17 protein-coding genes and 1 pseudogene are annotated in these 22374 nt (G+C 66.4%); 8 read left to right on the top strand and 10 right to left on the bottom strand.

Annotation, left to right across the window (positions count from 1 at the left end):
* Positions 1-13: 13 nt before the first annotated feature.
* Positions 14-1141 carry an acyl-CoA dehydrogenase family protein gene (locus ACZY0R_RS08240; protein WP_488857945.1) on the top strand — a complete coding sequence of 376 codons (1128 nt, stop codon included), beginning with the start codon at positions 14-16 and terminating at the stop codon, positions 1139-1141.
* Between the two features lie 553 nt (positions 1142-1694).
* Here the strand turns inward: ACZY0R_RS08240 and ACZY0R_RS08235 are convergent.
* The 4 genes from ACZY0R_RS08235 to ACZY0R_RS08220 all read right to left on the bottom strand — a co-directional run bounded on the left by ACZY0R_RS08235 (position 1695) and on the right by ACZY0R_RS08220 (position 7388).
* Positions 1695-3233 (bottom strand): acetolactate synthase large subunit, encoded by a 1539-nt coding sequence (locus ACZY0R_RS08235; RefSeq protein WP_488859578.1) that lies wholly within the window; start codon positions 3231-3233, stop codon positions 1695-1697.
* A 100-nt stretch (positions 3234-3333) separates the two neighbouring features.
* Positions 3334-4164, bottom strand: a complete 831-nt coding sequence (locus ACZY0R_RS08230) for a GntR family transcriptional regulator (protein ID WP_488857944.1) — start codon at positions 4162-4164, stop codon at positions 3334-3336.
* A 187-nt stretch (positions 4165-4351) separates the two neighbouring features.
* Positions 4352-5404 (bottom strand): DUF535 family protein, encoded by a 1053-nt coding sequence (locus ACZY0R_RS08225; protein ID WP_488857943.1) that lies wholly within the window; start codon positions 5402-5404, stop codon positions 4352-4354.
* Between the two features lie 493 nt (positions 5405-5897).
* Positions 5898-7388: an SLC13 family permease gene (locus ACZY0R_RS08220; protein WP_488857942.1), complete on the bottom strand. Its 1491-nt coding sequence runs from the start codon at positions 7386-7388 to the stop codon at positions 5898-5900.
* 155 nt (positions 7389-7543) lie between these two features.
* Between ACZY0R_RS08220 and ACZY0R_RS08215 the strand changes: the two genes are divergently transcribed.
* On the top strand, positions 7544-8329 hold the full coding sequence (locus tag ACZY0R_RS08215) for an AraC family transcriptional regulator (protein ID WP_488857941.1): 786 nt from the start codon (positions 7544-7546) through the stop codon (positions 8327-8329).
* On the opposite strand, the pseudogene ACZY0R_RS08210 reads toward ACZY0R_RS08215, so the two are convergent.
* A pseudogene (locus tag ACZY0R_RS08210) lies at positions 8304-8905 on the bottom strand (DUF1016 N-terminal domain-containing protein). The gene ACZY0R_RS08215 and the pseudogene ACZY0R_RS08210 sit on opposite strands and share 26 nt — an antisense overlap.
* Before the next feature lie 303 nt (positions 8906-9208).
* Here ACZY0R_RS08210 and ACZY0R_RS08205 point away from each other — a divergent pair.
* Together ACZY0R_RS08205 and ACZY0R_RS08200 are read left to right on the top strand one after the other, a co-directional pair.
* Positions 9209-9724 carry a MarR family winged helix-turn-helix transcriptional regulator gene (locus ACZY0R_RS08205; protein ID WP_488857940.1) on the top strand — a complete coding sequence of 172 codons (516 nt, stop codon included), beginning with the start codon at positions 9209-9211 and terminating at the stop codon, positions 9722-9724.
* Positions 9721-10494, top strand: coding sequence for a DNA alkylation repair protein (locus ACZY0R_RS08200; protein WP_488857939.1), 774 nt, complete (start codon positions 9721-9723; stop codon positions 10492-10494). The genes ACZY0R_RS08205 and ACZY0R_RS08200 overlap by 4 nt, the downstream gene beginning before the upstream one ends.
* 199 nt (positions 10495-10693) lie before the next feature.
* On the opposite strand, the gene ACZY0R_RS08195 is transcribed toward ACZY0R_RS08200, so the two are convergent.
* The 3 genes from ACZY0R_RS08195 to ACZY0R_RS08185 are packed head-to-tail and all read right to left on the bottom strand — an operon-like array spanning position 10694 to position 16392.
* Positions 10694-13816, bottom strand: coding sequence for an efflux RND transporter permease subunit (locus ACZY0R_RS08195; RefSeq protein WP_488857938.1), 3123 nt, complete (start codon positions 13814-13816; stop codon positions 10694-10696).
* Between the two features lie 13 nt (positions 13817-13829).
* Complete coding sequence (locus ACZY0R_RS08190) at positions 13830-15041, bottom strand: efflux RND transporter periplasmic adaptor subunit (protein ID WP_488857937.1); 1212 nt, start codon at positions 15039-15041, stop codon at positions 13830-13832.
* Between the two features lie 49 nt (positions 15042-15090).
* Positions 15091-16392: a TolC family protein gene (locus tag ACZY0R_RS08185; protein ID WP_488857936.1), complete on the bottom strand. Its 1302-nt coding sequence runs from the start codon at positions 16390-16392 to the stop codon at positions 15091-15093.
* A 501-nt stretch (positions 16393-16893) separates the two neighbouring features.
* On the opposite strand from ACZY0R_RS08185, the gene ACZY0R_RS08180 reads away from it, so the two are divergent.
* Positions 16894-17658 (top strand): sulfite exporter TauE/SafE family protein, encoded by a 765-nt coding sequence (locus ACZY0R_RS08180; protein WP_488857935.1) that lies wholly within the window; start codon positions 16894-16896, stop codon positions 17656-17658.
* Positions 17659-17669: 11 nt separating this feature from the next.
* Here the strand turns inward: ACZY0R_RS08180 and ACZY0R_RS08175 are convergent, their stop codons facing one another.
* Positions 17670-18155: a GFA family protein gene (locus tag ACZY0R_RS08175; RefSeq protein ID WP_488857934.1), complete on the bottom strand. Its 486-nt coding sequence runs from the start codon at positions 18153-18155 to the stop codon at positions 17670-17672.
* Positions 18156-18773: 618 nt separating this feature from the next.
* Here ACZY0R_RS08175 and ACZY0R_RS08170 point away from each other — a divergent pair.
* The 3 genes from ACZY0R_RS08170 to ACZY0R_RS08160 all read left to right on the top strand — a co-directional run bounded on the left by ACZY0R_RS08170 (position 18774) and on the right by ACZY0R_RS08160 (position 21384).
* On the top strand, positions 18774-19646 hold the full coding sequence (locus tag ACZY0R_RS08170) for a hypothetical protein (protein WP_488857933.1): 873 nt from the start codon (positions 18774-18776) through the stop codon (positions 19644-19646).
* Positions 19647-19890: 244 nt separating this feature from the next.
* Positions 19891-20511 carry an N-acetyltransferase gene (locus ACZY0R_RS08165; protein WP_488857932.1) on the top strand — a complete coding sequence of 207 codons (621 nt, stop codon included), beginning with the start codon at positions 19891-19893 and terminating at the stop codon, positions 20509-20511.
* Between the two features lie 222 nt (positions 20512-20733).
* Positions 20734-21384, top strand: coding sequence for an HAD domain-containing protein (locus tag ACZY0R_RS08160; RefSeq protein ID WP_488857931.1), 651 nt, complete (start codon positions 20734-20736; stop codon positions 21382-21384).
* A 76-nt stretch (positions 21385-21460) separates the two neighbouring features.
* Here the strand turns inward: ACZY0R_RS08160 and ACZY0R_RS08155 are convergent, their stop codons facing one another.
* Positions 21461-22327 carry a DMT family transporter gene (locus tag ACZY0R_RS08155; RefSeq protein WP_488857930.1) on the bottom strand — a complete coding sequence of 289 codons (867 nt, stop codon included), beginning with the start codon at positions 22325-22327 and terminating at the stop codon, positions 21461-21463.
* Between the last annotated feature and the right edge of the window lie 47 nt (positions 22328-22374).

Below are 22374 nucleotides of genomic sequence, written 5' to 3'. Positions count from 1 at the left end.
AACAAGCACAGCCATGGACTTCAACTACAGCGAAGAGCAGCAGATGCTGGCGGACAGCCTGCGCCGCTTCATCGACACCGAATACACCTTCGACAAGCGCCGCAAGAACGCCCGCGGCGGCGGCAGCTTCGATCGCGCCACCTGGGCACAGCTTGCCGAAATGGGCGTGCTGGGACTGACCGTGCCCGGCGAGTACGGCGGCTTTGGCGAAAGCGCCGCGAGCCAGCTCGTGGTGCAGCGCGAGCTCGGACGCGGCCTGGTGCTGGAACCAGTCACGCCCACCGCCGTGATGTCCGCCGCCGTGCTGAACGCCTACGGCAGCCAAGCCCAGAAAGACGAATGGCTGCCCGCGATCGCCACCGGCGAACGCGTCGTCACCCTCGCCTACCTGGAGCCCACCACCCGCTACCGCCCCGAGACCGCGCGCGCCAGCGCCGAGCGCAAGGGCGACGGCTATGTACTCAACGGCAACAAGAGCCTGGCCTGGCACGGCGAAGCCGCCGACGCCTTCCTGCTCACCGCGCGCATCGCCGGCAGCAACGAACTGGCGCTGTTCCTGGTCCCGCGCGACGCCACCGGACTCACGGTGCGCGGCTATCCCACCATGGACGGCCTGCGCGCCGCCGACCTTGCCTTGCAGAACGTCGCGGTAGACGCCACGGCGCTGGTAGGAGACGCGGCCGACGGCCTGGCCGCCCTGCTCCACGGCATCGACCACGGCATTGCCGCGCTCTGCGCGGAAGCCGCCGGCGCGATGGAAAAACTGATCGAAATCACCGGCGAATACCTGCGCACGCGGCGGCAGTTCGGCAAACCGCTGGCGGCGTTCCAGGCCCTGCAGCACCGGACGGCCGATATGCTGGTGCAGAAGGAACTGGCACTGTCGATGGCGTATGTGGCAGCACAAGCGCTGGATGAAAGCGACCCCGCGCACCGGCGGCGAATGCTGAGCGCCGCGAAGGTAACTGTGGCCAAGGCCGGGAGAATTGTCGGCCAGCAAGCGGTGCAGCTACACGGCGGCATGGGGATGACGGATGAACTGGAGGTAGGGGATTACTTCAAGCGATTGACGATGATCGATCCGCTGCTGGGAGACAGTGATTTCCACGTGCAGCGATATGGAGAAGTAATGACAGCATGAGGAATTGATCTGGATTTCATTAAAAACAAATCCATTCAACTGCCCAGAGCAAAACGCAGGCCAAACGGTGCAAAAATTATCCGCCTGGCCCTGCGGCAATCCCGTCTCTGGCAGAAATACGCATCACAGCCTCGCAAGCCCCCGCCCTCCCCCGGCAACCCAACGGGCGCTACCACGAGCGAGGAAGCCGGATCAAAAATCGGTGTAGCCGTGTGGAGCGCCCCCAAGGGCGGGCTACACCATCCCGCGATGCGAAGCGAGCCGTCAAGGTGTACCAGGCCGTATGGGGCGCCTCGTCGGCAGGCAAAAAGAGCGGAAAAGAGGGACCCATGTTTGAGTATCGCCTTAAGGCGATGCGAGTTTGGGTCCCGGCCGCTCTTTTTGTCTGCCGACGAGGGGGGGTCGCCCCATCCGGCGCGCTTCTTTGCCTACTTTCTTGGCAAGACAATAAAGTAGGTCGCCTCCCCGAAGGGGAGGTGAAACTGCCTTTGACTTTAAGCCTTTAAGCCTTTAAGCCTTTGAACTTAATCAGTTGAATTCGAATTTCAAACCCTCAAATCACCAACTCAATCAAAAACGGCCCCGACCGCGCATTCGCCATCCCAAACAACTCAGCAAACCGCCCCATATCCTCAGCCCGCGCAGCCTCCACCCCCATCCCATTAGCCAACTGCACCCAGTTCAGATCCGGATTCCCGATATCCAGCATATCGAGCGCAGTCTTCCCCGGACTGGCCCCGACCCCGGCCAGCTCCCCCAGCAAAATCGCATACTTCCGGTTAGCCAGGACCACCACGGTAACGTCGAGCTTCTCGCGCGCCATGGTCCACAGCGATTGCAGCGTATACATGCCGGAACCATCAGCCTGCAACGCAACCACCCGGCGTCCGGGCGCCGCCACCGCGGCACCGGTGGCCAACGGCAGGCCATCGCCGATCGCACCACCGGTGAGCTGCAACCAGTCATGGGGCGCGGCATGCACGGTGCCCGGATAGAAAGCACGCCCAAAGCTGACGCTCTCTTCCACCACGATGGCTTGCTCGGGCAACAACGCAGTCAATGTCTGCGCCACGGCTTCGGAAGTCACCGCGCCCTTGGCGATCTCGTGCGAGGACACGGAGGCCGGCAGGGAAACCGCCGGGGCGCCCAGCTCGTCGGCAAGACGCGCGAGCGCTTCCGCCAAGTCTTGTTCCGGACGCGCCAGCACATGGATTTCCGCATCTTCCGGGTAGGGCCGCGGCGACTTGCCCGGGTAAGCGAAGAAGGTAACCGGCGGCGGCGCGCCGACCAGGATCACATTGCGGATACCGGCCAGCTTGGCGAGCGATGCGTCGCCGGAGTACGGCACCCGGTCCACATTGAAGCGGCCGCGGCCGCGCGTCACGCGCGCGTTGGACATCGGCGTGATCAGGCGGGCGTCGGTGGCGGCGGCAATGCGGTGCGCGTCGGCCAGCGCGGCTTCGCGCAGCGCGGTGCCGGCCAGCACGATCAGCGTGGGCTGGCCCGAGCGCAACACACGCGCGGCTTGCCCGATGGCATCCGGGGAGACCTTGGGCACGGGAATCGGCGCCAGCGGCGCGGCCACCTTGCCGCCGGCATCCCAGCAGACGTCGGAGGGCAGGATCAGGCTGGCCACGCCGCCCGGCGCGGCGCATGCGGCCTGTACCGCCGTGGCGGCATCCGCACCTACCGAAGCGGCATGCGAGGCGGTACGGGTCCAGACCGAGACGGGACGCGCCCAGCCTTCGGTGTCGGCGGTCAGCGGCGCGTCGAGCGGGCGATGGTAGGTGGCCTGGTCGCCAACGATATTGATCACCGGCGTCTGCGCGCGGCGCGCGTTGTGCAGGTTGGCCAGGCCATTGGCCAGGCCCGGGCCGCAATGCAGCAGCGTGGCGGCCGGCTTGTCCGCCATGCGGGCGTAGCCGTCGGCCGCGCCCGTCACCACGCCTTCGAACAGGCCCAGCACACAACGCATGCCGGGAATCCGGTCGAGCGCGGCCACGAAATGCATCTCGCTGGTGCCGGGGTTGGCAAAGCAGGTGTCCACGCCGCAGGCCAGCAGCGTCCTGACCAGGCTCTCGGCGCCGTTCATCTCGCCCTGCCCGTTGTCTGCCTGGCCGGCATGGTTCCCTTGGTTGCGGTCGGTAGTCTGCATCTTGTTGATTTCCAGTTGGCAGGTTATTGAGTTGGCATCAGCATTGCGCGCCCGGCGTGCCTGCCCGGGCCGGCGGGACATAAACGGGGGCTGCGCCAGCACCCGGCGCCAGCAGGTCGAAATCCAGGCACACGAACTCGCTCGGGAACTCGATGCGCGCGTAGTAGACGATCACGCTGTCGACGCAGGCGTAGCGCCGCAGTTCGGCCACCGGCGCGCCAACCGGCAAGGCCAGCCGGGCGGCCGATTCCGCGCCCGCCGCGATGATTGACAGGCGCTGCCTGGCGGCCGTGACCTTCAGCTGCGGGAAGCGGTCGAGCACCGGCACCGATGGGCTGTGGCGGAAGGCTTCGGGGTTGCGCGCGAACACGCTGGCTTCGATGAAAACCTCGCCCAGCGCGAAGGGGCGCTGCTCGATCCGGTGCAGCCGGCGCAGGAAGTGATAGCCCGGCGCACGCGCCGCGCTGCAGGGCATGCCGAGGTCTTCCGGCAACGGCACGGTGCCGCCGGATTCCGACAGCGCTTCGGTATCGAGCTGCTCGCCAACCGCAACCACCTGGTCCCAGCTGACTGGCAGCTTCAGCGCGCGGCGCTCGCGGCAGCTTGCCTTGACGAAGGTGCCACGCCCGCGCTCGCGGGTCAGAAGACCTTCCTCGTCCAGGAGCGAGAGTGCGTGGTGCATGGTCATGCGCGCCACGCCGAACTCGCGGCAGAGTTGCTCAAGCGACGGAATGCGCGCGCCCTGGCGCCATTCGCCGCTTTCGATATGGCGGCGGAAGATCGTGGCAAGCTGCAGGTAGACCGGCTGACGGCTGCGGGAAAGGAGATCGCTGTTGACAGGCAAGGCGCTGAAGGCTGGGTTCGGCATCTGCGGCGACGGTGGACATGGCGCCAGCGCGCCGCCGCTATATGGAAGCGGCCTACTTTAATAAGGTCTATAAACCTAGACTACTGGGGTTTACTGCAAGGCGGACGAAAAAAAAGCGCGGGACGAAATCCCGCGCTTCCTGCATTTTTCTGGTTTGCATCCCCGGCGGGCCTGCCGCCCCCCTCTTTTACGCCGCGAGCGCCTCGGGGCCTGCCGGCGCAATGACTTGCGTCAGGACCGGCGCCGGCGTCATGGCCGGTGCCGCGCCGGGCGCCGCGAGCCAGTCGCGCACCGTCGCCTGGATGGACTCAACCTGTGCCAGCTTGCGCCTGTAGGCCGAGCGCTTCTTGGACGGCAGCTCCATCACATCGCGGCGCGGCTGGCTGACCGGCATCGCGACATTGCCGCAGGCCAGCGGCTCGCCGCCCGACTCCATCCAGAACCCTTCGTAGTCGCAGAGGATCTCGCGTGGGGTATGGCGCTGGCGCCCCACATGGTTGTTCCTGCAAACGCCCACGATGCGTTGCACGTCCAGCGCGGCGGCAAAGGCGAGCAGGGCTTCCATCACCACATCCTTGGGACGCAGGCCTTCGCATGCCTTGGTCGCTTCGCGGATCAGGTCGCGGCTGTTTTCGCCCAGGGGCCCTTGCAGCCCGCCCACGAAGATCTCCGGCCCGGTCATGCCTTGCACCAGGTAGAAGCTAAGCTGGCTCAGGCAGACACCGGTGGCCGTATCGCGCCAGTAGAAGGCCAGTTCGCCTTCCTTGGGATTGGGCCCGGAGTCGGCCAGGTGCAGTGCATACCGCCCCTCGCCCACCGGGCATTCGAGGCCGCCGCCCAGGTAGATCCGCTCGTTAAGCGCCAACGGCATCAGCGAGTTCAAGATCCGGTAGTGCTCCAGCACGATACGCATGCGCTCGCGGAAACGCAGCCCATATGCGCCGAGCGGACGATATGGACGCTCCAGCAGTGCGGGCCTGGCGAGGGCGACGCGCTGCATCAGCGCGCAGGAACCCACCGCTTGTAGCCAGCTGCGCACCGCCTTATGGCGGAATGCCGAGCTTCCAATCAGCTTGATACGCCTGAGCCACCACTTTCTGCCGCCCGGCGGGTGGCAGAAAGCCGACAGCGCGGCGAGAGCCCCCAGATAACGAAAATAGAAAAAAGGTCCGAGATCCAGAAAGAATCCCTTGGCACTAAGCCCCGATAGCCATTGAAGGCTCGAGATTGGTCCTTGCACGACTTGACGCTCTCCTGTTACCCAAAGCAGCAAAGCCGGTGCCCGGTCTTGTGGTGCGCTGCCCTTGCGATCGGCACGCCCGCGCTTGCCAGGCGGCAAGCTGCGGCCCTGCCGGGCCCGGATCACGAGGCACGGCCGGCGGTCTGGCAGAGCCTCCGGGTAAACGTATCGCCTCGTAATACTTCGTAACGAATAGTAATACTTCCGGTTGACATGAAGATAAGTCATTACCGGCAGAGAGCAAAAAAAGCCGGCTCACGCCGGCCGGCCACGCCCGGGGAATCACATAGGTCAGGCGTTCGGCGCGCCGGCCGGCCGGCATTCCGTGGCGAAATACGGGCCAGCCGCTACGGGCAGGCCAACGCCGATCCAACTTGCAAGCGGCCAGCCCCCGTGGGCAAAGGCCCGGATCCCGGCTTGCCCGGCGATTCGGGTTAACCAGATGTCGAAGGGCGGAATCATGTCTCGGATGGCACAAGCTTGCTGGCGGCGCTCACGGCAGGTAGCCCAGCAGCCGCCACCAGAAATAATCCAGCGGCAACAGCACCGGCAAGGTCAGCGCGGCCAGCGCCAGGCACAGCCGGGTGCCCTCGCGCAGCCCTACGCCGCCAAGCTGCATCGCGATCACGATGGGCGGCGACTGGTAAGGGAAGAACACCGTGGAAAACACCGGTACCTGCAGCTTCAGCACCGCTTCGAGCGACAAACCCGTGGCCTGCGCCAGTTGCCTGGCCAGCGGCGTCAGCACCGCCGGCAAGCCGGGCAGCGTCGTCATCAGGCCCAGGCTCGCCCCGACCGCGCCCAGCGCGGCCACGTTGGCAGCGGTATGTCCCGGCGAGAGCGGAAGCCAGCGCAGCAGCGCAGCACTGATGGCCGTCCCCAGCCCGGTCGACTCCACCACGGCGCCCAGGCCAAGGAAACCCGCCACATAGATAAGGGGTGTGAGATGCACCTGCTCGGCCAGCATGCGCGAGGACACCAGGCCCACGCCAGGCAGCAGGCAGACGATGCATGCGGCCAGCGAGATCCAGGCAGGCGAGATGCCATGCAGGGTATCCGTGGCAAACCCCGCCACGGCCAGCGCCAGGATCACCGCCAGCAGCTTTTCCTGCCGGCTCGGCGCACCCGCTTCCAGGTGGGGCAGTGCCGCGATCGGCCCGTGCTCCGGAAACATCCGGCATACCAGCCAGACCAGCATGAAGGTCTTCAGCACGCCAAGGATGGGGAAATGCGGCAGCAGGTAGCTGCCGTAGCTCAGGTTGACGCCATACAGCGAACTCGCCGCGCCGAGCAGCACGCTATTCGGGATATTGGCCGGCAGGATGGTGGTGGGCGGCATATAGCTGGCCGCCGCCACGGTCAGCACCATGCCGACGCGGCCGTTGGAGCCCGGCGCGAATCCGAGCCGGTCGGCCAGCGCCAGCACGATCGGCATCAGAAGCAGGACACGCCCGGTGGTCGATGGCATCAGGAATGCCAGCCCCACCGCGCTCAGCGCCACGGTGCCGATCACCTGCCGGTAGCTGCCCACCCGGCCGCGAAAAATAAGAGCCGCCAGCCGCTGCGCCAGCCCGGTCTGGCGCAAGGCCACCCCAGTTACGGCGCCGCCGAACATCAGCCACCACGCGGTGGAGGCGAAGCCCGAGAACACGACGGAAGCCGGCGCCACATGCAGCAGGATGGCGCACAGGAAGAACAACAGGGTGGTGGCCGGCTCCGGCAACACGCCAAGCGCCCAGCAGCACACCGTCGACAGCACCAGCTCGGCCGCCAGCACTAGCCCGTCGGGTGCGCCGGTGGCGCGTCCCGCCAGCCACACCGCCGCCACGCACAGGGCAATGACCGTGGCGGCGCGCAGGCTGTCCGATAGCTTGCCAGCCGGCGCGGCACCGGCGCCCGCCTTTGGCGCGGAAGCCGCCTGCCCGGCGGGACTGGCAGGAAGCGTGGCGGGGGGCGACAAGCCAGGCTGGCTGCTATTGCTCATGCTAAGGAACTCCGTGGTGCTGATGCGATGAGCGCCATCGTAGGTCTGCACGATCTGGCCGGGTTACACTTCTCGGGCAATTTCTTACGAATTCCAGCCACACCCGCAGGGCGCGGCGAGCGCAGACATCAGCGGCCGACAGGGAGCAACACCGGATGCCACGCACCACGTACCAGCCTGTCCCGCTGACAGAGCCCACCGCCGGACAGCCGGTCATCGTGCACCTGCGCCTGCCGCCACCCAACGCAATCATTCGCCGCCACCGGCATGCATGGGGGCAGGTCTCTTGTCCCCTGCGCGGCAGCATGCGCGTGACTGCCGCTGGGACCACCTGGGTGGTGCCGACCATGCGCGCGGTATGGATACCGCCGGACGTGGAGCATGAAGTGGTCACGCTGGGCGAGGCCGCGCTCCACGCCTGCTATGTGCTGCCGGCTGCGTCGCCACTGTCGCTCGTCACGTGCTCAGTGCTGGAAGTGTCGCCGCTGATGCGCCACCTGATGATGGCCCTGACCGAAGCCGCCAGCCTGTCCGCCCGGCGGCGCCATCTGAGCGCCGCCCTGCTGATCGAGGAGCTGCGTGCCGCCCCCACGCTCTGGCCTGGGCTGGCGCTGCCGACCGACCGCCGCCTCAAGGCACTGTGCGACGCACTGATGGAGCAGCCCGGTTCGGCATTGAGCCTCGCGCAATGGGCTGAACTGACGGGCGCCAGCGAACGTACCCTGGCGCGCCTGTTCCGCACCGAGCTGCGCACCAGCTTCGCCGCGTGGCGCCAGCAGCTGCGGCTTGCGCACGCCGTCGACCTGATGAGCCGAGGCAAGCCGCTGGCGCATGTGGCGTCCGAGACCGGCTATGCCAATGCCGGTGCGTTCTCCACCATGTTCCGGCGCGCGCTGGGCAAGGCGCCCCGGGACTTCATGGCTCACCGGGCCGACGAATAAGGCACCGAGGCGCGGCAGCGCGTGAATCCAGAACGCAAGCACGATGGCTCGACGGAGATCTGCATTGAACGAAAAGACGCATCTGGCCAGAGCGTTCCACTGGTCCACGGGCACGGCAGTGCATCCCAGCGAGATGCGAGTCGATACGTTCGCGCAAGGTGCGCACGCTCCAGCATTTGAGGCTGCACATCCGCGCGTAATATTCGCGCTGCAAAGGGTCTTTGAGAGGAATCAGGGCAATGAAATGAGTCCAACTCAATTGTCGTATCAGTGACACGACAATTTGTTCGTCTGGAAAGTGGTGGCGAACTGCACCATGCGCCGCAGGTTTTTTTCAGCGAAGCCTTTTCCATAGCCACTGACCAGCTGCGCCGCCAATGTCGGAAGTACTTCCTCGCCATAGCCAGCGCGTTGGCCTGACAGCACCTGCTTGTGGATACGCTGGCCGATACGCCAGTACAGCATGGACAATTCGCTGTTGACCGCCGCCGTCGCGCGCTGGCGTGCGGCCTCGATCAAGGCCCGGATGTCCCCCAGCAACGGCGTCGACGCCGCCGGGGCCTTGCGTTTGCTCATGACGCGGTCTCCTTGTCCTGCCGTATCCCCCACTACCCACTTTTACCGGTTGGCCAGCCATTCGGCAGCCTATAGCACCGGCCTGCCTTCGGCGTGAATGTAGCGCATGCGCATGACCAGCGTCTTATGAAAAATTGTTGCGTTCCGCGTGGGTGTGCTTACGCTCCGACAGAGGTTGTTAAGCGCAGGCAACGAGCCGCCATGAAACTGGACCAGCCGCGCGCCAAGGCTGAGCGGCCCGAGATCGGGCCTGAGGCAAGCCTGCTTGCCAACTAATCAGCCGCCATATAATATGGCACCACCATGAATACGCTCGAACAGAAGTACCTGGCCCTGCTGGACGCAGCCAAACTACGCCAACTGCCCAACCTGGACAGCATCCGGCTGTGCTTCCAGGCACTGTCGCTAACGTCCGCGATCGACCGCGACTGCGCGGCGCTGCTGGCACCGCATGGGCTGTCCGAAGGCCGTTTCGTGCTGTTGTTCTTGCTAGAAGCGGCCAAGGACGGACTGGCGCCCAACGCGCTCGCCGGGCAGGCTGGCGTGACACGCGCCACCATCACCGGCCTGCTCGACGGGCTGGAGCGCGAGGCGCTGATCGAACGCCACGCCGACAGCATGGACAGGCGCGCCCTGACCATCCGGCTGACCCCCAGGGGCAAGCAAGTCGCCAGGAAGGTGTTCGACGAACACGGCCGCTGGATCGCCAGCCTGTTCGGCGACTTGTCCGCACAGGAGCGCAACCTGCTCGCCGGGCTGCTGAGCAAGGTCTCCGCGGGCATTGCCAGCCGCAGCGCCATGTCGGGGGATCCTGCATGACGCAATCGGCAACACGCAAGGGCGCCAGCCGGGCGGCGGACATTCCACCCGAAATCCTGGCCGCGCTGGAGCGTGGCGAACTGCAAAGCGCCACGCTGGCCGAATGCCTGGCGTTGAATCAGGCCACGCTGTTGCGCGCCGTGCTTCCGGACCTCTCGCCACCCGCCATCCGGCAGGCCGAAGCCGCCTGCCAGCTTGGCATCCTCAAGCGCTTGGCCAGCATCGGCACCGTTTTGTTCGAGGAGCTTGGCCCCGTGGGGATCGCACGCTGCCAGGCGCATCCATCGGACACCGTGCGCGGCTGGGCCTGCTTCATGGCCGGCATGCAGCCGGGACCGGACCTGAGCCAGCGGCTCGCGGCCATCCGGCCGCTGGCCGACGACCCGCATTTCGGCGTGCGCGAATGGGCCTGGATGGCCGTGCGGCCGCATCTCGCCGCTGACCTGGGTACCAGCATCGCCCTGCTGGCCGCCTGGACCGCCGCACCGTCGGAAAGGCTGCGCCGTTTTGCCAGCGAAGCATTGCGCCCGCGCGGCGTGTGGTGCGCGCACATCGCCGCGCTGAAGAAGAATCCGGCGCAAACCCTGCCGGTCCTGGAACCGTTGAAGGCCGACGCCTCGGCCTACGTACAGGACTCGGTGGCCAACTGGCTCAACGACGCGGCCAAGGATAGTCCCGACTGGGTCCGCGCACTGTGCCTGCACTGGCAGCAAGGCGAACCGGCGGCCGCCACCCGCCGCATTTGCAGCCGCGCGATGCGCAACCTGTAATGGCAGCAACCGCCTATCCCGCTATCTGATTGAACGCTACGCGCCAACACCAGCCCGGCTGGCCATTGAACGCCTTCACCACGCGAGCGGCTTGCGGAGCGTCTCGCGGGCAGCATCGGCGGAGCGGGAGCCGATAAAAAAAACCCGCCACCAGGGTGACGGGTTTTCGAGGCTGCGGGCGGCCGGAGCCGCCTGTCGATCAGGCCGGCGTCGAATCCGACAGCCGGTTATCGCTCCCGTTGCCGTTTTCTTCATCCGGCCAGGTGCGTCCCACCATCCACTCATACAGCGTGGGCAGCACGATCAGCGTCAGCATGGTGGCGGTAATCAGGCCGCCGATGATGACGATGGCGAGCGGGCGCTGGGTTTCCGAGCCGATGGCGCGCGAGATGGCCATCGGGAACAAGCCCAGCATGGCCAGCAACGCGGTCATCAGCACCGTGCGCAGGCGGTCCATCGAGCCGGTCAGCACGGCCTGGCGCACCGGCATGCCTTCGTCGCGCAACTGGTTGAAGTAGGTCACCATCACCACGCCGTTGAGCACGGCCTGGCCGAACAGCGCGATGAAGCCGATCGCCGCCGACACCGACAGCGGAATGCCGGTGAGGAACAGTGCGAACACGCCGCCGATCAGCGCGAACGGGATGTTCGAGATGATCAGCGTGGCGCTCTTGAACGACTTGAAGGCGTTGAACAGCAGCAGGAAGATCACCAGCACCGACAGCGGCACCACGATCGACAGTCGCGCCATGGCGCGTTCCTGGTTTTCGAACTCGCCGGACCAGCTGATCTTGACGTCGTCGGCCTTGACGTTCTTGGCCACCAGCGCCTGCATGTCCTTGACCACGCTGCCCATGTCGCGGTCGTGGATAAAGATGCCGATGGAGGTGGTGCGCTGGCCGTTCTCGCGGCTGATGTTCATCGCCCCGGAAGCGGCGCGGAAGTGCACCAGCTGCGACAGCGGCACCTGCGCGCCGTCGGCGGTCTGCATGAAGATATTCGGCAGGTTGGGCAGCTCGCGCTCGTTCGGCTTGAGGCGCACCGCCACGCTGAAGTGCTTCTCGCCTTCCCACAGCTCGGTGGCTGCCTTGCCGGCCAGCGCGGTTTCCATCAGGTCCTGCACGTCGGCCACGTTGATGCCGTAGCGGGCGGCCTGGGCGCGGTCGAAGTCCAGCACATACTGCGGCAGTTCGCCGTCACGATCGATAAAGGCGCGCATCACACCCTTGACCGACTGCACATTGGCGAGGATCTGGTCGGCCACGCGCTTGTTCTGCTGCAGGCTGTCGCTCTGCACCTTGATCACGATCTGGCCCTTGATCTGGGAGATGCTCTCAAGAATGTTGTCGCGTACCGGCTGCGAGAAATTGGGCTCGATGCCAGGCAGCTGGCGCAGATTGTGGTTGATCTCGTTGATGATCTTGCGCTTGTCGTAGCCCGCGCGCCATTGCTTGTCGTTCTTCAGGTCGACCAGGATTTCAACGGTGTTGATCAGCTTGGGATCGGTGCCATCGTCGGGGCGGCCCACCTTGGAGATGGTGGTATTCACCTCGGGCGTCTGGCGAATGACGCCGCGCAACCGCTTGGCCTGTTCGCGCGCTTCGTTGGTCGATACCGAAGCCGGCAGGTCGAAGCTGACCCACATCGAGCCTTCGTCCAGCTCGGGCAGGAACTCGCTGCCGAGGAACTTGCCCACGCCGACGGTAGCCACCAGCAAACCCAGGGCAACGCCCACCACGGTGCGCTTGTGGTCCAGCGCCCAGGCCAGCATCGGCTCGTACAGGCGCTTGCTATGGCGCACCATGAAGTTGTCTTCGTGGGCGATGTTCTTCGTGAGCAGCAGGTGGCACAGCAGCGGCACCAGCGTCAGCGAGATGATCAGCGAGCCGACCAGCGCCCCCGTGACGGTGTAGGCCATGGGCGCGAATATCTTGCCCTCGTGGCGCTGCAGGGTAAAGATCGGGATGTGCGCGGCAATGATGATGATCATCGAGAACACTGTCGGGCGGCCCACTTCGGTGGTGGCTTGCAGGATCGCGTGCAGGCGCGCGCGGCTGTCCTTGATCTGCGCTTCCTTCAACTCGCCCAGCCGCTTGAAGATGTTCTCCACCACGATCACCGCGCCGTCGACGATGATACCGAAGTCCATCGCGCCGAGCGAAAGCAGGTTGGCCGGGATGCCCACCCAGGTCAGGCCGATGAAGGTGGACAGCATCGCCAGCGGGATCACGATTGCCACGATGGCCGCGGCGCGCACATTGGCCAGGAATAGGTACAGCACCGCCATCACCAGCAGCGCGCCTTCGACCAGGTTGCCGAACACGGTGTGCAGGGTCTTGTCGATCAGCGTGGAGCGGTCGTAGTAGGGCACGATCTTCACGCCCTTGGGCAGGATCGTGCTGTCGAGCAGGTCGATCTTCTTTTTGAGCGCTTCCAGCACCAGCGAGGGGTTCTCGCCCTTGCGCATCACCACGATGCCCGAGACGATGTCATCTTCGTCGTCCTGGCCCATCAGGCCCTGGGGCGGCGCGGAGCCGACGCGCACATCGGCGATGTCCTTGACCAGGATCGGCGTGCCGTTCACTTCCGATACCACCACGTTGGCAATATCGGCCGAGGTGTAGAAGCTGCCCAGCGAGCGCAGCAGGTACTGCTGGCGGCCGTGTGCCACGGCGCCGCCGCCGGCGTTGGAGTTGGCGCGCTGCAGGGCGGTGAAGAGCTGCGACAGCGAGATCTTCGCGTCGCGCATCCTCGCCAGGTTGGGGTTCACCTCGTACTGCTTGATGGTGCCGCCAATGGTGACCAGATCCGCCACGCCGGGGACCTGGCGCAGATTCTTCTCCACCACCCAGTCCTGCAGCGTGCGCAGTTCCTGCGCGGTGTAGCCCTTGCCGGTCAGGCGGAAACGGAAGATTTCGCCGATGGCGGTGGACAGCGGCGCCAGGTCCGGCTGCACGCCGTCTGGCAGGTCGACCCCGCGCAGGCGCTCGATCACCTGCTGGCGGGCCACCACGTCGGTGGCCTTGTCGTTGAAGGTGACCATCAGGAAGGACAGGCCGAACTGGGTGTGCGAAAACACCCGCACGGAATTCGGCGTGCCGGCCAGCGCGGTTTCGATCGGGATCGTGACCTGGCGTTCGACTTCCTCGGCGGCACGGCCCGGGTACAGCGTGATGACGTTGACCTGGATGTCGGAGACATCCGGGAAGGCTTCGATCGGCAGGTTCTTGAAGGCCGCCAGGCCACCCCCGATGAAGATGGCAAGGCCGAGCCAGACGAACAGCTTCTGGTGCAGCGCGAAATGGACGATACGCGAAATCATGTGGCGGTCTTCCTCACTGCTTCGCGCTGGCGCTGCTGGCTTCGCTGGCGCGGGCCGCGTTGACCGCGGTGGCATCGCGCAGGATGTCCTGCAGGTACAGGTTGCCTTCGATCACCACCATGTCGCCGTCCTTGAGGCCTTCGACCACTTCGGTGATGCCGGGCAACGACACGCCCAGCTTGACGAGACGGCGCTCGAAATGGTTCTGCGCGGTGCGCACGAACACGTAGCTGCGGTTGTCGGCCAGGAACACGGCCTTCGACGGCACGCTGATGCCCTGGAACGAGGCAGCCTGCAGCTTGGCGGTGACGAACATCTCGGCCTTCAGGCGGCGATCCTGGTTGGGCACTGCCAGTCGCACCTTGATGCTGCGCGCGGCGGGGTCGACGTAGTCGGCCACCTTGATCACCTTGCCGGCGAAGGTCTCGCCGGGGTAAGCGCTGGAGACGAGCTGCACGGTCACGCCGGGCTTGAACAGTGCCAGGTCGGACTCGGCGGCATCGACCTGCGCCCACAGCTCGCTGGGATCGGTCACCAGGAACAGCGGCGCGGTGGGCTGCTGGTCGGGACGCAGTTCCATGCCGACATTGATATTGCGCTCGACCAGCAGGCCATCGATGGGCGTGCGCAAGGCAAAGCGGTTGCTCGCGCCCTCGCCCTGCGCAGCGGCGCCGTACTGGCGCAGCGCGGCCTGGGTGCGCTGCAGGTCCGCGCTGGCACGGGCGGCGTCGGCCTGGGTCTGCTCCAGTTCCTTCTGCGCCACGATGCCGGCGTTGTACAACTCGCGCTGGCGCGCCAGCGCCTTGCCGGCGTAGGCGGAATCGGCGGCGGCCTTGCGGGCATCGGCCTGGGCGATGCCGAAGTCGGTCGAAGTCAGCGTGGCCAGCGACTGCCCGGCCTTCACGTTGCTTCCCGGCTGCACCAGCACCTCGGTCACGCGGCCGGCAAACGGCGTCGTCACGCGCACGGTACGGTCCTCGTTCCACACCAGGCGGCCGGGCAGGCTCAGCATGCGCTCGCCGCCGCTCTTGACGGCCTGGCCAGCAATGCCGGGCAGCGTCCTGACCGTGGCGGGGAATTCAATCGTATTGCCGCTGACCTTGGGCTCGTCGTTGGGGGGCGGGGCTTCCTGCTTGCCGCAGGCGGCCAGTGCCAGGGCAACCAGCGAAAACGCGGCCAGCCGCGCGGCAACGCCGTGGCGGGCCGTGGCACGGGCGGGGGACATCGAGGCAGGCGTAGCGGTCATCGAAACGGACATCGGAGCAGACACGGAATTAAGGACGCGGCACATCGGTACGAACCTGGGAATTGGGTGAGGACTGCAGGGCGGCGCGATAAGCCGCCAGGGATTTGGCGAATTCGCCTTGGGCGGTGACGGCATCCAGGCGCGTCTGGCGCAGCGCCCGGCGCGAATCGAGCAGGTCAAGCACGCTGCTGGCGCCCTTGGAATAAGCGAACTCGGCACTGCCGGCAACGCTTTCCGCGGTCGGGACCACGCCTTCCATCATCTGCTTGAGGGACAGGCGCGCGGCTTCGAGCTGGTTTCGCGAGCGCTCCAGTTCGTTCTGCGCTTCGAGCAGCACGCGGTTGCGATCGTCCAGCGCGGCGTAGTAATCCACCTCTGCGCGGCGGGCTTCACCGCCAAAGCTGTGGCGCACGTAGAGCGGGATCGACACGAACACGCCGAAGCTGTTGCCGCTGCCGGTCTGGTTGGAGGGCGAGGTGGGGTAGTGCTCAGCCTGCGCGCCAACGGTGACGTCGGGCACGCGGCCGGCGCGGGCCAGATCGCGCGCGCTGGCGGCGGCGGCCAGGCGGGCCTCGGCCGCAGTCACGTCGGGGCGGCGCTGCACGGTATCGGCATCAGGTTCCGGCACCGGCACATCGAGTGCGGGCCAATCGGCCACCAGGCGGTTGTCGGCCAGCGTGCCGGGCACGCCGATCGCCTGCGCCAGCGCAGCCTTGTCGCTCGCATGGTCGGCCATGGCGCTGCGCATGTCGGTCTGGGCGCGCATCACATCAAGCTGCAGCTTGCTGACATCCGCGCGCGAGACGTCGCCCGCCTTCAGCCGCGTCTCATTGGCTTGCTGGGTGCGGCCATAGAGGGCAAGGGTCTCGGTGAGTACGGCGACGCGTTCCTGGCTCACCAGTGCTTCATAGAATGCCTGCTCGACAGCGCTGGTTTGCTGGGTGATCACGGCCTGCAGCACTTCGCCGGCGGCGCGGTTGTTGGCGCGCGCGGTATCCACGCGCAATCCGCCCTTGTTGGCCAGCTCGATGGTCTGGTCCACGCGCAGGGTCGAATCGACCGTCTTGCTGCGGGGGCTGCCCGCGCCGACGCCGAGGTGGGGGTTGATATTGGCCACCCCCAGGCTGAGCACCGGGTTGGGCCGCTGCGAGGCAATCTGGATATCGGCCTGGCTGGCCTCCTCGCCGCGCCGCGCGGCGATGATGTCGCGGTTGCAGCGCATGGCATCCAGGCGCACCTGGGCAATGGTCAACGCTGCCCTGGACGGCGGCGCAACGCAGGGGCCATCCATTGGCAGGGGCGCGCTTTGCGGCACATCCGAGCTGGCCATGGCAGCGCCCGCTGCGGCACTGAAGAGGCTTATCAGCAGGAAACGAGGAATGGAAAAAGACACGATCAATCTGGCTCGGTTCGACTTTAGTGTGCGGTAAACGACCATGCCCGCCTATCGGTGCACCGAGATAGCGAATATTCACGTATCTCCGTGGAACCGGGCGCGTTCTTGCCGGCATCCGGCGGTGGCAAAAGATCTTCCGAGCGCATTCAAACTGAACTGCATTACAAACGGCTTTCACGGAAGCAAATAAAACTGACGAAAGCCTCGGAACAGGGCTATTTCGAGGGAAAACCCTGACAAAGCCGTCGTATAGAGCACAAATCTGGTCACACCGCCGACGCCCGCCAAACCCACGTATCATTGCGCGCTTCCCGCTGCTCTTCTCCCTTTTCCGGCAGCCCGGCCACGCGTCATTGGTCCGTTGTCCGGCCCGACGAACGTTATCACGTCGCCATGCAGTGCACGCCCTTTGCGTTACCCCAGCTTTCCACCCTCATGCCTGACCATTCCCTGCTGTCCTCCGCACTGATCTTTGGCCTCGGTGGCTTGCTGGGCGCCGTCGGCGGACTATTCGGCATCGGTGGGGGCCTGATCGCCATTCCGGCGCTGGGGCTGCTCTACGGCATGGACCAGCAGCTGGCGCAGGGCACCGCGCTGGTGATGATCGCACCCAATGTGGTGATCGGCTTCTGGCAATACCGCCGGCGCGCGGACATCGCCCTGCGCACGGCGGCCGTACTCGGGCTGTCGGCGGTCGTGGCCACTTATGCCTCCGCGCGCCTCGCCACCGCCATCGATGCCGTGCTGCTGCGCCGCATCTTTGCCTGCTTCATGATCGGGCTGGCGCTTTATTTCCTGTGGCGCCTGCTGCTAGGGCGCGCTGCCACGGTGCAGCAAAGCCGCCTTTCGCCGCGCTGGATTCCGGCGCTCGGCGCGGTGGGCGGCGCGTTTTCCGGGTTCTTCAGTGTTGGCGGCGGCGTGGTGGCCGCACCTGCCCTGGTGGGACTGTTTGGCTACCGGCAGGCGGCGGCACAAGGCCTGGCGCTGGCGCTGGTCACGCCCGGCGCGGTGGTGGCACTGGCCACCTACGCCCACGCCGGCCATGTCGACTGGGCCAGCGGCATCCCGCTCTCCCTCGGCGGCATGCTGACCATCTCGTGGGGCGTGGCGCTGGCCCACCGCATGCCGGAACGGCGGCTGCGCGCGCTGTTCGCCGTGTGCCTGATCGCCACCGCCGCGATCATGCTGGCGCGCGGCTGACAGGCGCCCGCTCAGCCTTGCAGCCCCTTGCGCCGGTGCCACTCCGCCAGCGACTCGGCAGGCCAGGTACCGCAATGCACATGGCCCCGCCCCTTGGGCACGTCGACCCAGGGCGCGGCATAGTCCAGCGCGGCTTCCACCACCTCCGGCGGCCAGGGCAGCGGCGTGTCGATCGCCGACGCGTGCGGATGCACCAGTTCCGGCCAGCGCGGATCCCACAGCCATAGTGCGCTGCCGCATTTCAGGCAAAAATGCCGCCCCGCCTTCGAGCGCTGCGCGCGCTGGCCCGGCTCGCGTATCACGGCGTGATAGATACCGATATGCTTCTTGCCGCGAACCTTCAGGGTGGCCGCGTCGCCGCCCAGATTGATCGCATAGCCTCCGCTGCCCGCCGTCTTGCGGCAGATCGAGCAGTGACAGTGCATGAAGGGATAGGGCGAGTCCGACTCCAGGCTGAAGCTGACCGCGCCGCAATGACAGGAACCTTCGAGATGCATGGGATCTCCCTTGAGGTCGGGGAGCATTCATTCTAGGCGGCAGGCGCCGGTCCGGAAGAGATGTGCAAGGCGGCTGGCTGGACAAGGCCTGCCCGATATGGCATAAGAAACGTTGCTGCCTGTAAACATGCAGCGCTCCTGGCAGAATTTCCTACCCTTCATCCGAGACCACATGCTCCTCGTCCCGCACCTCAACGCAATCCGCCGGCATGCCATGCATGCCGCGGCCCTGCGTGCGTGCGCGGCACGGGGCGGCGTGCGCTCGTGCCGCGCCACAACGGCCGCGGCCTACTTCCATGGTTTCGCCGCCGTGCTTCTCTTGGCCGTGCGGGGAAACCAGGACTCACCAGCCCGGTCCTGACTTTCCCCGCACGGCACTTTGCCTGTGGGCGCCATCGCGCCCCTTGTCCAACGTGCAACCTGGGGGAAAGCCAATGTCTTCGTCTTCGATCTATCACAAGACCCTTTGTGCGATAGGCACCGTCGTCGCCATCTACCTTCTCATCAATCTCTGATTGAGCATGGGGCACCGGCATAGCCGTTGCCCCGTCATGGCCTTGCACGCCTTTCCATTGCCGCGGCGCGTCCGCGGCATTCATCACGCACGCCCCTATCGCCATGGAGCTCACGAAGAATTTTGTCAAAGCCAAGCGCCCCTGCGCCGATGGCTACCGCTGGTTCGTCCGTAACCGCCAGGACGGCAGCGACTACCAGCGCCTGCTCGACGCCCTCGTCGAAGCCGGCCGCGTCGACGACGCCTGCTGGCTGCTGACGCAGTTCGGCCCCACCGATGCCGTACTGGCCGTGGATGCCATCGACGCCGAGGCCGTGGTCTTTGCCGGCTCGCTGCTGGTGCGCGGCGGCATCGACGTGGAGACCACGGTCAGGGCAGGCGGTGCCATCCAGGCCGGCGGCGGCATCCGCGCAGGCCGCGCCATCGTGGCCGGCGCGGACATCGTGGCCGCGGGCGGCATCCATTGCGCCGGCGTGCTGGAAGCCGCCGGCGATATCAAGGCCGCATGGGGCATCGACGTGCGCGACGCCATCACTGGCGGCGGCAACCTGAAGGCGGGCTGGGAAGTGCTTTGCGGCGGCAAGATCGCGCTGTCCGGCAGCGCGCTGGTCGGCCACGACCTGATTGTGCAAGCCGCCATCCATTGCGGCAAGAGCATTCGCGCCGGCGGCACGCTCGACGCGCGCCACACCATCCGCGCCGGCCACGGCATCGAGTGCGGCGCCTCGATCCGCTCAGGGATGCATCTCGAAGCGGGCTGGGGCATCAAGGCGCAAGAGGCCATCCTTGCCGAATGCGCCATCAAGGCCGGCGAGGGCCTGCAGGCGCAGGACGAAATCCGTGCGGGAGCGGGCTATGGCGTGTACGCCGGGCTGGATGTCAGGGTCGATGCCTGGCCGGCGAGCGCGAAGGTGCTTGCCGCGGCGAAGCCCGAGGGTCTGGTGAGCGGCTGGTGGGAGGAACCCGCCATGCGCTGAGATGCCGCCGCGCGCGCACGGCCCTGGGCGACGCGGCGTCCCGCCTGAATCCGTTCCTTGAATCCTTTCCCCGGAGGTAAAGCGATGTTCTACAAAGTCTTGCTGATCCTGGTCTTCTTCATGGTCGTGGTGTTTGCCCTGGCACGGGGCTTCCAGCACATGCCCGTTTAGCGCCTGCGCTACCTGGCCCGATGATGAACCCCCATGCACCCCGTCCGGGGCGCATGGCAGCGAGGAGATTGCCATGGCCATCATGGCCCCAGTCATGACCTTCCCGTGGCTCGCGCGCAAGCTGGAACTGCGCATCGATGTCAGCCACCGTCCCGCCGAACTCGACCAGGAGTTCGGCTCCATCTACGGCCGCCTCCACCGGCCGGGCGACCGCCTGCACGATATCCCTGCGGTCGCCACGGACTCGCCCGGACTCGTGATCCGCTATCGCGAGGCCGACGGCGAGTACTACGTCTATGTGGAAGACGTCGCACGCAAGCGGCTGGCCGGCTACACCGTCTTCAACCGGCTGATCGAGGTAGGCCGGCGCGCCGATCCCCACCTGCGCGCACCGCACTCCAAATTCGAGACGGCCTACCAGCGGCGCGGGCTGGCCACGGCGATCTATCGGTGGGGACTCGATGCGGGCCTCTGCCTGATGAGCGGCGCGCGGCAGTCGCCCGGCGCCAACGCGCTGTGGCACGCGCTGTCCCGGCACTATGCGCTCGGCTACGTGGATTTGCGCTGCAAGACCCTGAGCTATCTCGGGCGCACGATCAGCAGCCAGGTTCACGACGACCTGCACACGCGCATGATCCTGCTGGGCAAAGGCTGGAACGTCGAGCGGCTGTCCGCGGCCACCGGCATGTTGTAGCCGAAGGCGTGCGGCGTCGTGAAAACCGGCTGCCGGTCGTGAATCGCCCCGCCAAGTTGTTTCTTGCCGAAACATCTCGGGCGGGCGAATCGCTGATTTTTACCAAGTCGCATCTCAAGTTACAGATATGTTGCAACTTAGGCATTCCGCGCCCCTCCAGATTTCCGTGGTTGCGTCGTAATCTTCAAACGTGCCAACCAGGCGCTGCAACCAAAGGAAATCATGTCAGAACGCCTCATCATGCTCGACGTCCCCGGTGTCCTCTATTCGAGCCGCTCCGAGGCTCGGCTGGGCGGAATTCCCGATACGGGAACCCTGCGCGACGTCCGCTTCTTCGATCCCGTCGCCCTCGGTTTTGTGCGGCGGCTGTTCGGCCTGGCCGGTGCCCGCGTAGTGATCTCCGAGGCATGGCGCCGCGGCGTTCCCGCCGCCATCCTGCAGCAACTGGATCTCCAGGTCGAGGGCATGACGCCCGAAGTGCCCGGCGGCCACGCCGCGCGTATCGCGGCCTACTTCGCCCACCGCCCGGCACCGCCGGCCTTCGCCATCCTGACCTGCGACACCGCGTCGATGCAAGGCGAGCAATACGCGCACCTGCATCCCCATGTGGTAGCTGTGAATCCCGCCGAGGGACTGACGCCCGCCAACTTCAAGCAGGCGCTCGATATCCTCGGCGTGGCGTGCCCGTCCACCCTCTGCCTCGACACGCAGCCCGACGCTGGCCTGGAAGCCCGGCTGCAACGGTTGCGCCGCCTGGCCCGCGAAGCGCCCGCGCGTTTCGAGGTGGGCACCATCGCCGCACCGCTGTTCCAGGCCGTGCCCGAGCTGGTCTTGCCAACGCAACGCCCGGAGACGATGCTGGCGCACGCCTGATACGCTGCCCCGCTTCGCAAGCCGGCCCCGGCCCGCTGCGCGCCTTCTGGCGCGTTTGCGGCCGGGGCCGGTTTCGTTACCGGGCGCGCGCTTGTTCGCTGAACACCAGCACCAGCCCGAGCACGATCGCCACCATGCCCCCCATGCTCAACGCGGCAAGGCGATTACCCAGGAACAGGTTATCCATCAGTGCGGTCACGGCCGGCACCAGGTAGAACAGGCTGGTGACGTTGACCAGGTTGCCCGCCTGGATCAGCTTGTAGAGCAGCAGCGTGGCGCCTACCGAAATCACCAGCGCCAGCCACGCGAGCGACAACACAAAGCCGGCCGCCGGCATCACCTCCATCGGCTGGAACGGCACGAACAACAGGCACAGCGCCAACCCCGCGCAGTACTGCAAGGGCAGCACGTCGAGCGGCGCCTGCCGGATGTTCTTCTGCAGGATGGCACCGATCGTCATGCAGGCCAGTGCCGCCAGCGCAAAGCCCATGCCCGGCGCCGAAACACGCGCCATGCCGATGCCCTGCCAGACCACCAGCACCAGTCCGCCCAGCGCCATGGCAAGACCAGCCAGGCGGCGCGCGGAAAAGCGCCGCTCCACCAGCAGCAGGGTCAGGATCGGCTGCACGCCCAGCACCGTTGCCAGCACGCCGGGCGTAATGCCGCGCGCCAGCGCCAGCAGGTAGCAGATCGAGTACGCACCGGTCAGCAGCAGCCCCGCAGCTATCACCTGCGGCCGCGTGCCTGCCGCGGGCAACCAGCGGCGGCGCCATGCCGCGAGTACAAGAAGGACGGCCAGCGCGAGCGCGAAACGCGCGACCAGCAAGGCGAAAGCGGAAGCGTATTCAAGCCCCAGGCGCGCGAAGATCGCGCCGCTGCTCCATAGCAGCACGAAGAGCGTGGTCGAGCCATACGCGCTCAGGGCGGTTTTGTTCAAAGCCATGGTATTCACCTGTCACGGGGAATCGATCGGCTCCGGCGCACCCCGGC

Source organism: Cupriavidus sp. F041 (assembly GCF_057814235.1).
The sequence above is the reverse complement of the archived record's forward strand: the minus strand, read 5'-3'. Positions and strand labels throughout refer to the sequence as shown.

Bases quoted from the DNA above. Each gene is read 5' to 3' on its own strand.
- ACZY0R_RS08220 (WP_488857942.1), bottom strand. From the start codon at position 7,388: ATGAGCAATAGCAGCCAGCCTGGCTTGTCGCCCCCCGCCACGCTTCCT.
- ACZY0R_RS08240 (WP_488857945.1), top strand. From the start codon at position 14: ATGGACTTCAACTACAGCGAAGAGCAGCAGATGCTGGCGGACAGCCTG.
- ACZY0R_RS08200 (WP_488857939.1), top strand. From the start codon at position 9,721: ATGACGCAATCGGCAACACGCAAGGGCGCCAGCCGGGCGGCGGACATT.
- ACZY0R_RS08175 (WP_488857934.1), bottom strand. From the start codon at position 18,155: ATGCATCTCGAAGGTTCCTGTCATTGCGGCGCGGTCAGCTTCAGCCTG.
- ACZY0R_RS08230 (WP_488857944.1), bottom strand. From the start codon at position 4,164: ATGCCGAACCCAGCCTTCAGCGCCTTGCCTGTCAACAGCGATCTCCTT.
- ACZY0R_RS08215 (WP_488857941.1), top strand. From the start codon at position 7,544: ATGCCACGCACCACGTACCAGCCTGTCCCGCTGACAGAGCCCACCGCC.
- ACZY0R_RS08205 (WP_488857940.1), top strand. From the start codon at position 9,209: ATGAATACGCTCGAACAGAAGTACCTGGCCCTGCTGGACGCAGCCAAA.
- ACZY0R_RS08160 (WP_488857931.1), top strand. From the start codon at position 20,734: ATGTCAGAACGCCTCATCATGCTCGACGTCCCCGGTGTCCTCTATTCG.
- ACZY0R_RS08195 (WP_488857938.1), bottom strand. From the start codon at position 13,816: ATGATTTCGCGTATCGTCCATTTCGCGCTGCACCAGAAGCTGTTCGTC.
- ACZY0R_RS08165 (WP_488857932.1), top strand. From the start codon at position 19,891: ATGGCCATCATGGCCCCAGTCATGACCTTCCCGTGGCTCGCGCGCAAG.
- ACZY0R_RS08180 (WP_488857935.1), top strand. From the start codon at position 16,894: ATGCCTGACCATTCCCTGCTGTCCTCCGCACTGATCTTTGGCCTCGGT.
- ACZY0R_RS08235 (WP_488859578.1), bottom strand. From the start codon at position 3,233: ATGAACGGCGCCGAGAGCCTGGTCAGGACGCTGCTGGCCTGCGGCGTG.
- ACZY0R_RS08170 (WP_488857933.1), top strand. From the start codon at position 18,774: ATGGAGCTCACGAAGAATTTTGTCAAAGCCAAGCGCCCCTGCGCCGAT.
- ACZY0R_RS08190 (WP_488857937.1), bottom strand. From the start codon at position 15,041: ATGTCCCCCGCCCGTGCCACGGCCCGCCACGGCGTTGCCGCGCGGCTG.
- ACZY0R_RS08155 (WP_488857930.1), bottom strand. From the start codon at position 22,327: ATGGCTTTGAACAAAACCGCCCTGAGCGCGTATGGCTCGACCACGCTC.
- ACZY0R_RS08185 (WP_488857936.1), bottom strand. From the start codon at position 16,392: ATGGCCAGCTCGGATGTGCCGCAAAGCGCGCCCCTGCCAATGGATGGC.